Genomic DNA, 13,875 nt, shown 5'->3' on the forward strand with positions numbered 1-13,875 from the left:
ACCGGGCAGGGGAAGCGGATAGATACGGCCGCAAGGTTTTGCCAGGACAGAGGCGCGACATGTTCGACACGATGACGATAACCAAGGCCGGCGGCGCGCTGTGCGGGGCTTTCCTGATCTTCCTTCTCGGCAAGTGGGCAGGAGACGCGCTCTACAACACGGCTCCGGCCAGTCACGGTGGCGAGGAGGTCGCACAAGCCTACGCGATCGACACGGGCGCGGCTGCCGGTGGCGAAGAGGCCGCCGCCGCCGCGGAGGGCCCGGATTTCGCGACGCTGCTGGCCTCGGCCGACGCGGCTGCGGGCGAGAAGGTCTTTGCCAAGTGCAAGGCCTGCCACAAGGTGGACGGCAGCAACGCAACCGGCCCGCATCTCGACGGCGTGGTCGGCCGGGCGGTCGCCTCGGTCGCCGACTTCGGCTACTCGGACCCGATGAAGGCCCACGGCGGCGACTGGACGCCCGAGGCTCTGGAGGCGTTCCTGACCAACCCCAAGGGCGTCGTTCCGGGCACGAAGATGTCCTTCGCCGGCTTGCCCAAGGTCGAGGACCGGGCGAACGTCATTGCCTATCTGCAGTCGCTCGGCGGCTGAGACCTGCGACGCGGACGACGCAGAGGGGCCGCCTTCGGGCGGCCTTTTCGTCTTCCGGGGCGCCGGATTACGCATTCGCGAGGTTTCTCACAACTTCGCAACTTGAAGCCAAGGGCCGCGCCGTTCTAGCTTGGCCGGGGCTGGGCCTGCGCGGGGAGGGACCGATGGCGAGAAAGACGATTGCATCCTCGGCGGCATGCGGCACCGTCCACGCAGTGCCGACGCCGTGGATCGCGGCGCATCTTGCCGCGCTCGGCCTGGCGGCAGGGCTCTGGCTCGGCCTCGCCGGGATGATCCGCGCGCAGGAGGCTCTCACCATCTCTTACGGCTATTCGAACTTCGGCACGCTGAAATATCCGGCTGATTTCGCCCATCTCGACTACGTAAACCCCGAGGCGCCCAAGGGCGGCGAAATCTCCATCTGGTCGCAGGGCGGGTTCGACAGCTTCAACCAGTATGCCAGCGACGGCGTGGCGGCAGCGCTGAACACGATCGGCAGCGAAAGCATCCTGACCACAACGGCCGATGACCCCTACGGCGTCTACTGCTTTCTCTGCACGACACTCGAATACCCCGCGGACCTTTCCTTCGTGACCTTCAATCTGCGCGACGATGTGACATTCTCGGACGGGACGCCGATGACGGCGGAGGACGTCGCGTACAGCTTCAACCTCTTCCAGACGCAGGGTATCCTGGAATACCGCCGCGTCGTCGAAGGCTATATCGACCATGTCGAAGTCGAGGGGCCACACCGTATCACCTTCCATTTCACCGACAGCGCACCGATGCGCGACCGGGTCGGCTTTGCCGGCGGCACGGCTGTGTTCTCGAAGGCCTGGTTCGAAAGGACCGGTGCGCGGCTCGACAAGGCGACGAAGGCGCCGTTCCTCTCCACCGGCGCCTATGTTCTTGACAGTTTCGACTTCAACACACGGGTGATCTACAAGCGCAACCCCGACTACTGGGGCAACGATCTGCCCTTCAACCGCGGCCGCAACAACTTCGACCGCATCCGGGTGGAGTACTTTGCCGACAGCGATTCCGCCTTCGAGGGCTTCAAGGCGGGTGACTACACCTTCCGGACGGAAAACAGCTCGCAGGACTGGGCGCAGGGCTATGATTTCCAGGCGGTGCAGAAAGGCTGGGTGAAGCGCGAGACGCTTCCCGACGGCAATGTCGGCACGCGTCTCTCCTGGGTCTTCAACCTCGACCGGCCGCGCTGGCAGGACATCCGCGTCCGCGAGGCGATCGGCATGATGTTCAACTATGACTGGTCGAAGCAGACGCTGCAATACGGGCTCTACGACCGCCCGGTTTCCTTCTGGTCGAACACCGACCTTGCCGCAACCGGCGTTCCCGGAGAGGGAGAGCTCGTGCTGCTGAAGCCGCTGGTGGACGAGGGGCTTCTTGACCCCGCGATCCTGACCGAGGAGCCCAGGGTCCCGGTTGTCCACGACCCGGCCAACAACCGTCCCGCACGGTCGGTGATCCGCAAGGCTGCCGCGCTCCTGGAGGAGGCGGGATGGGTCATCGGTAGCGACGGCATCCGCCGCAACGCCGCCGGCGAGGCGCTGGAACTGTCGATCATCCAGTACAGCCCGCTCTATGACCGCTTCATCAACCCCTTCATCGAGAACCTCGCGCAGATCGGCGTCAAGGGAAGGCTCGAGCGGGTCGACATCTCGCAATATGTGGAGCGTCGGCGGAAGGGCGACTTCGACCTCGCCAACCAGGGTTTCGACATGGACTTCGAGCCCTCGGGAGGGCTGGAGCAGTGGTTCGGCTCCAAGACCGCCGACGACAGCTCGCGCAACCTCATGCGGTTGCGCGACGCCGGTATCGACCGGCTGATCGGCCATGTCGTCGGCGCCACGAAGATCGAGGACCTGAAGACTGCGGTCCATGCGCTCGACCGGGCGCTTCGGGCCAAGGTCTTCGACATCCCGCTCTGGTACAACCCCGACACATGGGTCGCCTACTACGACTTCTACCGCCATCCCGACGCCCTTCCGCCCTTGCAGGTTGGCGAACTGGACTTCTGGTGGTACGACGCCGAGGCGGCCGAGACGCTGAAGGCGCAGGGCGCCTACTGAGAAGCGGAAAGCGGGACCTTGGGCGCCTATATCCTGAGACGGTTGTTGCTGATGATTCCGACGCTCTTCGGGATCATGCTCATCAACTTCACCCTGACACAGTTCGTGCCCGGCGGGCCGATCGAGCAGATCCTCGCCCGGATCGAGGGTCAGGGCGACGTGTTCCAGAACATCTCGGGCGGCGGCGACAGCGGCATGGGCCAACAGCAGTATGGCGGCGACGAGCGCTATCTGGGCGCCCGCGGCCTGCCGCCCGACTTCATCGCCGAACTCGAAAAGCAGTTCGGCTTCGACAAGCCGCCGGCCGAGCGGTTCCTGAACATGCTTTGGGACTACCTGCGCTTCGACTTCGGCGAAAGCTACTTCCGCTCCATCTCGGTGATCGATCTGGTGATCGAAAAGATGCCTGTGTCGATCACGCTCGGCCTCTGGTCCACGCTCCTGGCCTATCTGATCTCGATCCCGCTCGGCATCCGCAAGGCGGTGAAGGACGGATCGCGCTTCGATACCTGGACCTCCGGCGCGATCATCGTCGCCTATGCGATCCCCGGGTTTCTCTTCGCCGTCCTTCTCATCGTCCTCTTCGCCGGGGGCAGCTACTGGCGCATCTTCCCGCTACGCGGTCTCGTCTCCGACAACTGGGACGACCTCAGCCTTCTGGCGAAGGTGGGCGACTACTTCTGGCACATCACGCTGCCGGTCGTCGCCTCGACCATCTCCAGCTTCGCGACGCTGACGCTTCTGACGAAGAACAGCTTTCTCGACGAGATCAACAAGCAGTACGTGCTGACGGCGCGGGCCAAGGGGCTGGCCGAGAAGCGGGTGCTCTACGGCCACGTCTTCCGCAACGCCATGCTGATCGTCATCGCGGGGTTCCCCGGTCTCTTCCTCTCCGTCCTCTTCGGCGGCAGCGTGCTGATCGAGACGATCTTCTCGCTCGATGGGCTTGGCCGGCTCGGCTACGAGGCGGCGGTCGCGCGCGACTACCCGGTGGTCTTCGGCACGCTCTATGTCTTCGGGCTCCTCGGGCTTCTGATCGGGCTTCTGAGCGACCTGACCTATGTGCTCGTCGATCCGCGGATCGACTTCGAGAAGCGGGCGGGCTGATGGCTCTGTCGCCGCTGAACCAGCGCCGCTGGCGCAACTTCAAGGCCAACCGGCGTTCCTACTGGTCGCTCTGGATATTCCTTGTCATGTTCGCGCTGTCGCTTTCCGCCGAACTCATCGCCAACGACAAGCCCATCCTCGTGAGTTACCGCGGCGATCTCTACACGCCGGTGTTCCGGTTCTATCCGGAGACCACCTTCGGCGGCGATTTCAAGACCGAGGCGATCTACCGCGACCCGGCGGTGCAGTGCCTGATCGAGACCGGCGGGTTGGTGGACTGCTGGGACGATCCCGAAGGCGTCATGGCGGACGCGGCCGACGGCGAGGTGGCGGGCGCGGCGGTGGAGGCGGGCTGGATGGTCTGGCCACCCATCCCCTACAGCTATTCGACGGTGAACAACGTCGGCACGGCGCCCTCGGCCCCGGACAGGAATCACTGGCTCGGCACCGACGACACCGCGCGCGACGTGCTGGCGCGGATCATCTATGGCTTCCGCCTGTCGATCCTCTTCACCCTGATCGTAACCTCGGTCTCCAGCCTCATCGGCGTGGCGGCGGGCGCGGTGCAGGGGTATTTCGGCGGCCGGGTGGACCTGATCTTCCAGCGACTCCTGGAGATATGGGGCTCCACGCCCGGCCTTTACGTCATCATCATCCTCTTCGCGATCCTCGGGCGGAGCTTCTGGCTCCTCGTCTTCGTGACCATCCTCTTCGGCTGGCCCGCGCTCGTCGGCGTGGTTCGGGCGGAGTTCCTGCGCGCGCGCAACTTCGAGTATGTCCGCGCCGCCCGCGCGCTGGGCGTGAGCGACCGCGTCATCATGTTCCGCCACATCCTGCCCAACGCCATGGTGGCGACGCTGACCTTCCTGCCCTTCATCGTCGCCGGTGCCATCGGCGGGCTCGCCGCGCTCGACTACCTCGGCTTCGGACTGCCGTCGAACCTGCCCTCGCTCGGCGAACTGGCGCTGCAGGGCAAGTCGAACCTGCAGGCGCCCTGGCTCGGCTTTTCGGCCTTCTTCACCTTCGCCATCATGCTCTCGCTCCTCGTCTTCATCTTCGAAGGCGTGCGCGATGCCTTCGACCCGCGGAAGACCTTCCGATGACCGCGTTTCCCGTCTCACCGCCCGGCCGGCTGCGCCACCTGGTCTATCTCGCGGCGCTGGCAACGACCGCCGCCTGTCTCGGATGGCTGGTCTGGATGTTCGCGGCAGCGGCGCTGTCGGGGGAAGCGGAGCCGCTCCGGGTGCTGCAGAGCGGCCTCATGCTCCTCCTCGTGCCGTTCGCGCCAGCTCTTTTCCTTCTGATCGCGGCGTGCTGGCTGGCCATTTCGGGCCGGCCCGCGCCAGCGACGTTCCAATTCCTGGCCCTTGCGAATGCCGCGTGGTCGGTCCTGCTTACCAGCGCGCTGGTGTCGCAGTGAGCGGGGACCGTGCCACAACGGGCGAGATCGTCCTCGACATCCGGGAGCTGAGGGTCGATTTCCGTCAGGACGGCAGGATCATCCACGCCGTGAAGGGCGTGAGCTTCACCGTGGACAAGGGCGAGACGGTCGCGCTGGTGGGCGAGAGCGGCTCGGGCAAGTCGGTGACGGCGCTGTCAACCGTGGCGCTTCTGGGCGGGAACGCCGAGATTGCCGGGTCGGTGAAGTATCTCGGGCGCGAGATGATCGGGGCGGACGAGGCGACCCTTCGCGACGTGCGCGGCAACGACATCAGCTTCATCTTCCAGGAGCCGATGACCTCGCTCAACCCGCTGCATACGCTTGAAAAGCAGTTGGCCGAAAGCCTCGCCCTGCACCAAGGTCTGAAGGGCGCGGCGGCGCGGGCGCGGATCGTGGAACTGCTGGAGAAGGTCGGCATCGACAACCCCGAACGCCGGCTCGCCGACTATCCGCACCAATTGTCGGGCGGCCAGCGGCAGCGGGTGATGATCGCCATGGCGCTGGCCAACGGGCCTGAGCTTCTGATCGCAGACGAGCCGACCACGGCGCTCGACGTGACGATCCAGGCACAGATCCTCGACCTCCTGGCGGAACTCAAGGCGCGGGAATCGCTCAGCCTGCTGTTCATCAGCCACGACCTTGGCATAGTCCGGCGCATCGCCGACCGGGTCTGCGTGATGCAGGGCGGAGAGATCGTGGAGCAGGGGCCGGTCGCGGAGATCTTCGCCAACCCGAGGCACCCCTACACCCAGAAACTGCTGGCGGCCGAGCCGAAGGGCCGCCCCGACCCGGTGCCAGAGGGGGCCGAGGAGATCGTGCGGACCGACGAGCTGCGCGTCTGGTTCCCGATCCGGCGAGGCTTTCTGCGCCGCACCGTCGGCCATGTGAAGGCGGTGAACGCTGCCACGATCTCCGTCCGCGCTGGCGAGACGCTGGGCATCGTCGGCGAAAGCGGGTCGGGCAAGACCACGCTCGCGCTCGGAATCATGCGGCTGATCGAGAGCGAGGGGCCGATCCTCTACCTCGGCCAGGACATCTCGACCTGGCCAGCGCGGGACTTGCGGAAGCTGCGCCGCGACATGCAGATCGTCTTCCAGGACCCTTATGGCAGCCTCTCCCCCCGCATGACGGCGGAACAGATCATCGCCGAGGGACTGTCGGTCCACGGGCTCGACAAGGGGCGCGACTCGCGTGCGCTGGTGGCCGAGATCATGACCGAGGTCGGGCTCGACCCGGCGATGATGGCGCGCTACCCGCACGAGTTCTCGGGCGGGCAGCGCCAGCGGATCGCCATCGCGCGTGCGATGATCCTGCGGCCGAAGGTCGTGGTGCTGGACGAGCCGACATCTGCCCTCGACATGACCGTGCAGGTACAGATCGTGGAGCTTCTGAGGGCGCTGCAGCGGCGCTACGGACTCGCCTATCTCTTCATCAGCCACGACCTGCGGGTGATCCGGGCGCTGGCCCACAAGGTGATCGTGATGAAGGCCGGCGACGTGGTGGAGGCGGGGCCGGCGGATGCAATTTTCGATGCGCCGCGGACGGCTTACACGCGCGAGCTGATGGCGGCGGCCTTCGGGCAGGCGACGCCGGCACGATGAAGATCCTCTTTGTCCACCAGAACTTTCCCGGCCAGTTCCTGCACCTCGCCCCGGCGCTGGCGGCGCGGGGGCACTCGGTCCAGGGATTGACGGACGAAGGCAACACGCGCCCCGCGCCGGTGCCGGCCCTGCGTTACCGCAAGCCGGCGGCTGCGGGGGTCGACGGCATCGCGAAGACCTATGCCGAGGCTGCGGAGCGGGGCCTTGCGGTCGCTCGGGCTGCCGCGCAGTTGCGCCGGGACAAGGGTTTTGTTCCGGATGTCGTCTTTGGCCACGGCGGCTGGGGCGAGACGCTCTTCCTGCGCGAAGTCTGGCCCGAGGCTCGGCACCTCACCTATGCCGAGTTCTTCTACCACGCCCGCGGGCTTGACGCCGACTTCGATCCGGAATTCCAGACCGACGACCTTGGCCGCCGCTTCCGCACCTCGGCACGACGGACGCATCTGATGATGGCGCTCGCCGACGCCGACGCGGCGCTGGCGCCGACGCGCTGGCAGGCCTCGACCTTCCCCGAGGCGTTCCGAGACAGGATCACCGTGATCCATGACGGGATCGACACCGACCGGGCCTGCCCGAACCCCGAGGCACGCCTCACCCTTCCGGGCGGCCGTGTGCTGAGGGTCGGAGATGAGGTGGTGAGTTTCGTCAACCGCAACCTCGAACCCTACCGCGGCTATCATATCTTCCTGCGCGCCCTGCCCGAGGTGCTTAAGGCCAGGCCGGAGGCGCAGGTGGTGATCGTCGGCGGCACCGGCGTGAGCTATGGTCCCGCGCCGGCTGGCGGACGGAACTGGAAGGAAATCTTCCTGTGCGAGGTGCGCGAACGGCTCGACCTTTCCCGCGTGCATTTCCTCGGCCAGGTGCCTTACGCGCAGTTCCTGTCGCTTTTGCAGGTTGCGCGGGTCCATGCCTATCTGACCTACCCGTTCGTCCTTTCCTGGTCGCTTCTGGAGGCGATGAGCGCGGGCGGGCTCGTCATCGGTTCGCGGACGCCGCCGGTGGAGGAGATGATCCGCGACGGCGAGAATGGGCGGCTTGTCGATTTCTTCGATGTTTCGGGCTGGTCGGCGGCGCTGATCGAGGCGCTGGCCAACCCCGGCGCCGGCGCGGCCCTGCGCGCGGCGGCTCGGCGCACGGTGGTGGAGGGCTACGACCTGAAACGCCACAGCCTGCCGCGGCTGATAAGCTTCGTGGAAGGCGGCGGGGCGGGCTGACCGGGGGTCAGACGGCCGGGCTGTGGCCCGACTTCGACAGGTCGTAGGCATCGAAGGCCCGCGCGATCATGCGGGTGAGGGGCCGGGCGCGCTCGGGGATCGCAATGCCGACGGCGGTGACGTCGACCATGTCGCCGAACTCCGCCTTCGCGCGGTCGAACATGGCGCGCACCTGGGCGTCCGTCGCGCCGAAATCGCGCGTCAACTCGGCCAGGTCGATGCGGAAGTCGCACATCAGCGCCTCGATCATCCGGGCGCGGAGCACGTCCTCGCCGCGGAAGATATGGCCCTTTGCCGTGGCATATTCGCCCGCCCGGACCGCCTTGGTGTAGGCGGAGGTGCTGGGCGCGTTCTGGGCATAGCCCTGCGGGAAGCGCGAGATCGAGGAGGCGCCGAGCCCGACCAGAACGGAGGCCGTGTCGTCCGTATAGCCCTGGAAGTTGCGCCGGAGCCTGCCCTCGCGCGCGGCGACGGCGAGCCCGTCGGAGGGCAGGGCAAAATGGTCGATGCCGATTTCAGCGTAGCCGTCGGCCACGAAGAGGTCGCGCGCAGTCTCGAAGAGCCGGAGCCGCTCTTCCGGGCGGGGCAGCGCGTCCGAGGGGATCATGACCTGCCGGCGCGCCATCCACGGAACATGCGCGTAGCCATAGAGAGCGACCCGGTCGGGGCTGAGCGAGAGGAGCTTCTGGACCGAGGCCGCGATCCGTTCGCGGGTCTGGAAAGGCAGCCCGAAGAGGATGTCGGCGTTGAGCGAGGCAATCCCGCGCGCGCGGAGCTTGTCGATCGCGAGCTTTGTCACCTCGAATGTCTGGTCGCGGCCGATCGCCTCCTGGATCGCGGGATCGAAGTCCTGCACGCCGATGGACGCGCGGTTCATGCCGGCCGCCGCGAGCGCGTCGAGCCGGCCGTCGTCGATCTCGTTCGGGTCGATCTCGACCGAGAACTCGGCGTCTGGCCCAAGCGGCACCACGTCGAAGACCCTGCGCGCGACCTCCGCCATGACCTCCGGCGGCATCATCGTCGGCGTGCCGCCGCCCCAGTGGAGCCGCGACAGCGTGACACCGCGCGGCAGGTCGGCGGCGAGAATCGCCAGTTCCGCCTTCAGCACCTCGGCATAGGCGCGCACCGGATCGTCCGACGCGGTGCCCTGCGTGCGGCAGGCACAGAACCAGCAGAGCCTGCGACAGAAGGGCACATGCATGTAAAGCGAAATGCGGGCGCCTTCGGGAATCGCACGCACCCAGTCGCGGAAAACCCTTGCGTTCACGTCCGAATTGAAATGCGGCGCAGTCGGATAGCTCGTGTAGCGCGGGACACGCGCGTCAAACAATCCGAGCCGCGCGAGTTGCGCTTCCTCTGCCATGCGCCTAGCCTTAGGCAGCGCGAAACGGGGAATCCTTGACGTAGATCAAATCCACGCATGACCATTCTTGAAGTCCTCCACACGGCGCCGAGTTGCGGCACCTGCCCGATCCGCCACCGCGCGGTATGTGCGCGTTGCGAGACCGACGAGCTCGCCGCGCTCGACGCGATCAAGTTCTACCGGAGTTTCGAGGCCGGCCAGACGCTGATCTGGGCCGGCGACCGGATGGATTTCGTGGCCTCTGTGGTATCGGGTGTGGCGACGCTGACGCAGGTGATGGAAGACGGGCGGACGCAGACCGTGGGCCTGCTCTTCCCCTCCGATTTCGTCGGCCGGCCGGGGCGCGAAAGGGCGCCTTACAACGTGATCGCCACGACCGACCTCCTGATGTGCTGCTTCCGCAAGAAGCCGTTCGAGGAACTGATGGGGCGCACGCCGCACATCGGCCAGCGGCTCCTGGAGATGACGCTGGACGAGCTCGACGCGGCGCGGGAGTGGATGCTGCTTCTCGGCCGCAAGACCGCGCGCGAGAAGATCGCGAGCCTTCTTGCGATCGTCGGGCGGCGCGATGCGGCCCTGCACCTGCGCAAGCCGCAGGGCCAGATGGTCTTCGACCTGCCGCTGACGCGCGAGGCCATGGCCGATTACCTCGGCCTGACGCTGGAGACGGTGAGCCGGCAGATCTCGGCCCTGAAGCGCGACGGGGTGATCGAGCTCGAGGGCAAGCGGCACGTCACGGTGCCCGACTACAACCGGCTTCTGGAAGAGGCGGGCGACGATGCCGACGGCGGGTTCTTCGGCTGAGACCAGCTTCACAATCGTGCGGCGTCACCGCCCAGGCCTAGCCTCTGGAAGGTGATGGCGGCGGGGGGCGGACATGGTTCGGCGGTGTTGGGTGGTCATCCTGGCCGGGTCGATGCTGGGGCCCGCCGCTGCTCAGGACTGGTCGATCTTCGAGGGCGAACATGAGACCGCGCTCTCGAACTGTTCGGCCCATGACGGGTCTCTGGCGGAAAGCTGCGTGGAGCTCCTGTGTTTCTGGGACGGGCAGTTCCAGATATCGCTCGAGTTGAAGGCGGCTCGGGTGCCGCCGCAAGCGAAGGCCGTGATTGCCCTTGACGGAACACCGACCTTCGTGGACCTGACGGGAACCGGTCAGCCGTTGAATTTCTCGACACCGGTGACAGGGAAGACATTCGTCGCCATGATGGACAGCATGGCCCGCGCCCGTCAGATGTCGGTGATGCTTGACGCGCCGGCGCTGAACCTGCCCGCACTGCAGTCGATCCCGATGAGCGGATTCGCGCCCCGCATGGCGGCGTTTCGCGACAACTGCGTGGACCCGCTGATGCTGACCATGCAGGGCGCGCCTGCGTCGCTGCCGCCCGCACCCGCGCCAACGCCCGAAGCGACCCCGGCCACCGATCCTGCACGCTTCCCCACGACTGCCTCGCTCGCCGACACCGGTCCGGCGGTCGTCGACCTCGCCCACCGCCTGCTTGCCCGCGAGATCGCGGAGGCGGAGGCAGACGCGGGGCGGGGCATCGAGGTCCTTCCCGAGCTTGTCCGCTTTGCCGACGGGCGGCAGCTTCTGGAGGTGCTTCTCTGCGATCCGACATGGTTCGGCATCACCGGCTGCGAGACGCACATCTTCACCGCGCAGAGCCCCGAAGCTCCCTTCGCGGCATCCATCAGCGGCTTGATCGGGGGCGGGCCATACTGGCTCGACCTCACCGTCGGGGCCGGCGGCTGGCCCGATATCCTGTCGCAGCCCCATACCGGCGGGGGAAGCTTCGCCCGGATGCGCTGGACCGGGTCGCGCTATGACATCTGCCCCCAAGGGCTCTGTTGACGATGATCGCGCCGTGATATTTTCACGCGGAACTGAAGTCCGCAGGCAGTCAGATCAATCGGTTTGTGCCGTATCTAACTCTTGAAAGGCGAGCGAGGTATGGAAGCGAGAGCGGGCGGCTCACGCCGCCCGCCGGATGCCTCTCAGTGGGCCATGAAGACCGGAATGTCAGCCATTTCCAGCATGTTGCGCGTTGCCCCGCCAAGGATCGCCTCGCGGAAGCGGGAATGGCCGTAGGCGCCCATCACGATGAGGTCGGCGTTCTCGTCGCGGGCATGGCGCGACAGGACCTCGGATGTGCGGGGCAGGGTCTTGGCGAGCACCGAAACCTCGGCATGGACGCCATGCCGCGCGAGATATTGCGACAGCATCCCGCCCGGGTCCGACCGCTCCGGCCCATGGGTGGGCGGGTCGATAATGGTGATGTCCACCTCGGAGGCGGCCTTGAGAAGCGGCAGCGCGGCCCGCGCGGCCATCAGCGCCTCGTCGCTCTGGTTCCAGGCCATCACGACGCGCTTGCCGAAGTTGGTGCCGGTGAAGCCTTCCGGCAGGACCAGCACGGGGGCGTGACCCTCGAAGAGCGCAGCTTCCAGGATCGCCTCGGCGGCCGGGCCCCCGGCCTTGCCGTAGGGCTTTGGCAGCACGACGAGATCGCAAAAGCGGGCGAGCATCGCCACCGGTCCGCCGATGGCCCCGATCTGCGCGACCGCGGAATCGACGCCCCAGCGGATGTCCTCACGCTCCAGCCGCGTCTTCACGGCGGCTTCTGTGGTCGAAGCTTCCTCCTTGGCCTGGTTGTAGGCTTCCTGGGTGAGGATCGCGGTTGCGCCGGCATAGTAGTAGCCAGTCTGCGTCCGGTCCACGCCGATGCAGAGCACATCCAGATGCGCGTCCTCGCGCCTGGCGAGCGCCACGGCCGCGTCAAGCTGCGAGGCGGCCGTGGCGGGATCGGTAACTACGGTCAGAAGCGATTTGAAAGCCATAAGGCATCTCCTTTGCTGCGCGGGGCATCCTGCCACAGAATGTGCGACGCCGGCAGCGTTGCCGCTTTGACAAGGATCAAGCCTTGCGGACCGGTGATTTGACCCAGATCAATGCGACGGAGAGGTCCCGCCCGCACAACCCGGCCAGACCTCCACTGCCCGTGTCACAACGAATCGGGCGGACAAGGCATGACGAGGGAACGCTGACATGTGGGATTACATCAAGCTCGCCTTGCTTGGCGCCGTCGCGGTTCTGGCCGCGATCGCAGCCAACTATGCGCGCGATCTGGCTTACATGGTCAACGCTCTGACGGTGATGATCGCCGCAGCGCTGACCTTCCTCTGGGTCCTGAGGACTATGGGGGAGTACCGGCCTGTGCGGGCCAACGAATACAATGACGGCGTGGTGCGCGCAGGCGTCATCGCCACGGTCCTGTGGGGCGTTGTGGGCTTTCTCGTGGGTGTCACGGCTGCTTTCCAGCTCGCCTTTCCGCAGCTCAACCTCTCTGAATTCGCGCACGGCTACATGAACTTCGGCAAGCTGAGGCCGCTGCACACCTCGGCGGTGATCTTCGCCTTCGGTGGCAACGCCCTGATCATGTCGTCGTTCTACGTTGTCCAGCGCACCTCCGCGGCGCGGCTCTGGGGCGGCAACCTCGCCTGGTTCGTCTTCTGGGGTTACCAGCTCGTCATCGTGCTGGCGGCGACGGGTTACATCCTCGGCGCCACCCAGTCCAAGGAATATGCCGAGCCGGAATGGCTCACCGACTGGTGGCTGACCATCGTCTGGGTCGCCTATCTCGCGGTCTTCATGGGCACGATCGTCAAGCGGAAGGAACCCCACATCTACGTGGCGAACTGGTTCTACCTCAGCTTCATCGTGACCATCGCGATGCTGCACGTCGTCAACAACCTCGCGATCCCCGTCTCGGTCTTCGGCTCGAAATCGGTTCAGGTCTTCTCGGGCGTGCAGGACGCGATGACCCAGTGGTGGTACGGGCACAACGCGGTGGGCTTCTTCCTGACCGCGGGCTTCCTCGGGATGATGTACTATTTCGTGCCGAAGCAGGCCGAACGCCCGGTCTACAGCTACAAGCTCAGCATCATCCACTTCTGGGCACTGATCTTCCTCTACATCTGGGCGGGCCCGCACCACCTGCACTACACCGCGCTCCCGGACTGGGCCGCAACGCTCGGCATGGTGTTCTCGGTGGTGCTCTGGATGCCCTCCTGGGGCGGCATGATCAACGGCCTGATGACGCTCTCGGGCGCCTGGGACAAGCTCAGGACCGACCCGATCATCCGGATGATGGTGGTGTCCGTCGGTTTCTACGGCATGTCCACCTTCGAAGGGCCCATGATGTCGATCAAGGCTGTGAACAGCCTTTCGCACTACACCGACTGGACCATCGGCCACGTCCATTCCGGTGCACTCGGCTGGAACGGCATGATCACCTTCGGCGCGCTATACTTCCTCGTGCCGCGGCTGTGGAACCGCGAGCGACTCTACTCGCTCAGCCTCGTATCCTGGCACTTCTGGCTCGCCACCATCGGGATCGTGCTCTACGCCGCCTCGATGTGGGTCACGGGGATCATGGAGGGTCTGATGTGGCGCGAAGTCGATGCGCAGG

General features: G+C 66.2%; 12 protein-coding genes. 10 read left to right on the forward strand and 2 right to left on the reverse strand.

What is annotated here, in order from left to right:
* Nucleotides 1-59 precede the first annotated feature (59 nt).
* The 7 genes from ACMUOO_RS07955 (at nt 60) to ACMUOO_RS07985 (ending at nt 8,046) form a co-directional block, all read left to right on the forward strand.
* Nucleotides 60-590 (forward strand): c-type cytochrome, encoded by a 531-nt coding sequence (locus tag ACMUOO_RS07955; RefSeq protein WP_301917220.1) that lies wholly within the window; start codon nt 60-62, stop codon nt 588-590.
* Between the two features lie 164 nt (nt 591-754).
* Nucleotides 755-2,683, forward strand: a complete 1,929-nt coding sequence (locus ACMUOO_RS07960; RefSeq protein ID WP_301917219.1) for an extracellular solute-binding protein — start codon at nt 755-757, stop codon at nt 2,681-2,683.
* Between the two features lie 18 nt (nt 2,684-2,701).
* The gene (locus ACMUOO_RS07965; RefSeq protein WP_301917218.1) at nt 2,702-3,790 is read left to right on the forward strand and encodes a microcin C ABC transporter permease YejB; all 1,089 of its coding nucleotides are present in this window, start codon (nt 2,702-2,704) and stop codon (nt 3,788-3,790) included.
* Nucleotides 3,790-4,893, forward strand: a complete 1,104-nt coding sequence (locus ACMUOO_RS07970) for an ABC transporter permease (RefSeq protein WP_301917217.1) — start codon at nt 3,790-3,792, stop codon at nt 4,891-4,893. Before ACMUOO_RS07965 ends, ACMUOO_RS07970 begins: the two co-directional genes overlap by 1 nt.
* Complete coding sequence (locus tag ACMUOO_RS07975; protein ID WP_301917216.1) at nt 4,890-5,210, forward strand: hypothetical protein; 321 nt, start codon at nt 4,890-4,892, stop codon at nt 5,208-5,210. The genes ACMUOO_RS07970 and ACMUOO_RS07975 overlap by 4 nt, the downstream gene beginning before the upstream one ends.
* Nucleotides 5,207-6,832 (forward strand): ABC transporter ATP-binding protein, encoded by a 1,626-nt coding sequence (locus ACMUOO_RS07980; protein ID WP_301917215.1) that lies wholly within the window; start codon nt 5,207-5,209, stop codon nt 6,830-6,832. The genes ACMUOO_RS07975 and ACMUOO_RS07980 overlap by 4 nt, the downstream gene beginning before the upstream one ends.
* On the forward strand, nt 6,829-8,046 hold the full coding sequence (locus tag ACMUOO_RS07985) for a glycosyltransferase (protein ID WP_301917214.1): 1,218 nt from the start codon (nt 6,829-6,831) through the stop codon (nt 8,044-8,046). The genes ACMUOO_RS07980 and ACMUOO_RS07985 overlap by 4 nt, the downstream gene beginning before the upstream one ends.
* A 7-nt stretch (nt 8,047-8,053) precedes the next feature.
* Here the strand turns inward: ACMUOO_RS07985 and hemN are convergent, their stop codons facing one another.
* On the reverse strand, nt 8,054-9,409 hold the full coding sequence (gene hemN / locus ACMUOO_RS07990) for an oxygen-independent coproporphyrinogen III oxidase (RefSeq protein WP_301917213.1): 1,356 nt from the start codon (nt 9,407-9,409) through the stop codon (nt 8,054-8,056).
* Between the two features lie 57 nt (nt 9,410-9,466).
* Between hemN and fnrL the strand changes: the two genes are divergently transcribed.
* Nucleotides 9,467-10,213, forward strand: coding sequence for a transcriptional regulator FnrL (gene fnrL, locus ACMUOO_RS07995; RefSeq protein WP_413854992.1), 747 nt, complete (start codon nt 9,467-9,469; stop codon nt 10,211-10,213).
* A 73-nt stretch (nt 10,214-10,286) separates the two neighbouring features.
* Nucleotides 10,287-11,261: a hypothetical protein gene (locus ACMUOO_RS08000; RefSeq protein ID WP_301920570.1), complete on the forward strand. Its 975-nt coding sequence runs from the start codon at nt 10,287-10,289 to the stop codon at nt 11,259-11,261.
* Between the two features lie 143 nt (nt 11,262-11,404).
* Here the strand turns inward: ACMUOO_RS08000 and ACMUOO_RS08005 are convergent, their stop codons facing one another.
* Complete coding sequence (locus ACMUOO_RS08005; protein ID WP_301920571.1) at nt 11,405-12,244, reverse strand: universal stress protein; 840 nt, start codon at nt 12,242-12,244, stop codon at nt 11,405-11,407.
* A gap of 208 nt (nt 12,245-12,452) precedes the next feature.
* Between ACMUOO_RS08005 and ccoN the strand changes: the two genes are divergently transcribed.
* A partial coding sequence (gene ccoN / locus ACMUOO_RS08010) for a cytochrome-c oxidase, cbb3-type subunit I (RefSeq protein WP_413854993.1) occupies nt 12,453-13,875 on the forward strand: 1,423 nt, incomplete at its 3' end.

The organism is Albidovulum sp., from assembly GCF_041919395.1.
Lineage (GTDB): Bacteria > Pseudomonadota > Alphaproteobacteria > Rhodobacterales > Rhodobacteraceae > Albidovulum.

Excerpts from the sequence above, each read along its gene's own strand:
- ACMUOO_RS07955 (WP_301917220.1), top strand. The coding sequence starts at position 60 with ATGTTCGACACGATGACGATAACCAAGGCCGGCGGCGCGCTGTGCGGG.
- ACMUOO_RS07960 (WP_301917219.1), top strand. The coding sequence starts at position 755 with ATGGCGAGAAAGACGATTGCATCCTCGGCGGCATGCGGCACCGTCCAC.
- ACMUOO_RS07970 (WP_301917217.1), top strand. The coding sequence starts at position 3,790 with ATGGCTCTGTCGCCGCTGAACCAGCGCCGCTGGCGCAACTTCAAGGCC.
- ACMUOO_RS07975 (WP_301917216.1), top strand. The coding sequence starts at position 4,890 with ATGACCGCGTTTCCCGTCTCACCGCCCGGCCGGCTGCGCCACCTGGTC.
- ACMUOO_RS07985 (WP_301917214.1), top strand. The coding sequence starts at position 6,829 with ATGAAGATCCTCTTTGTCCACCAGAACTTTCCCGGCCAGTTCCTGCAC.
- hemN (WP_301917213.1), bottom strand. The coding sequence starts at position 9,409 with ATGGCAGAGGAAGCGCAACTCGCGCGGCTCGGATTGTTTGACGCGCGT.
- fnrL (WP_413854992.1), top strand. The coding sequence starts at position 9,467 with ATGACCATTCTTGAAGTCCTCCACACGGCGCCGAGTTGCGGCACCTGC.
- ACMUOO_RS08000 (WP_301920570.1), top strand. The coding sequence starts at position 10,287 with ATGGTTCGGCGGTGTTGGGTGGTCATCCTGGCCGGGTCGATGCTGGGG.
- ACMUOO_RS08005 (WP_301920571.1), bottom strand. The coding sequence starts at position 12,244 with ATGGCTTTCAAATCGCTTCTGACCGTAGTTACCGATCCCGCCACGGCC.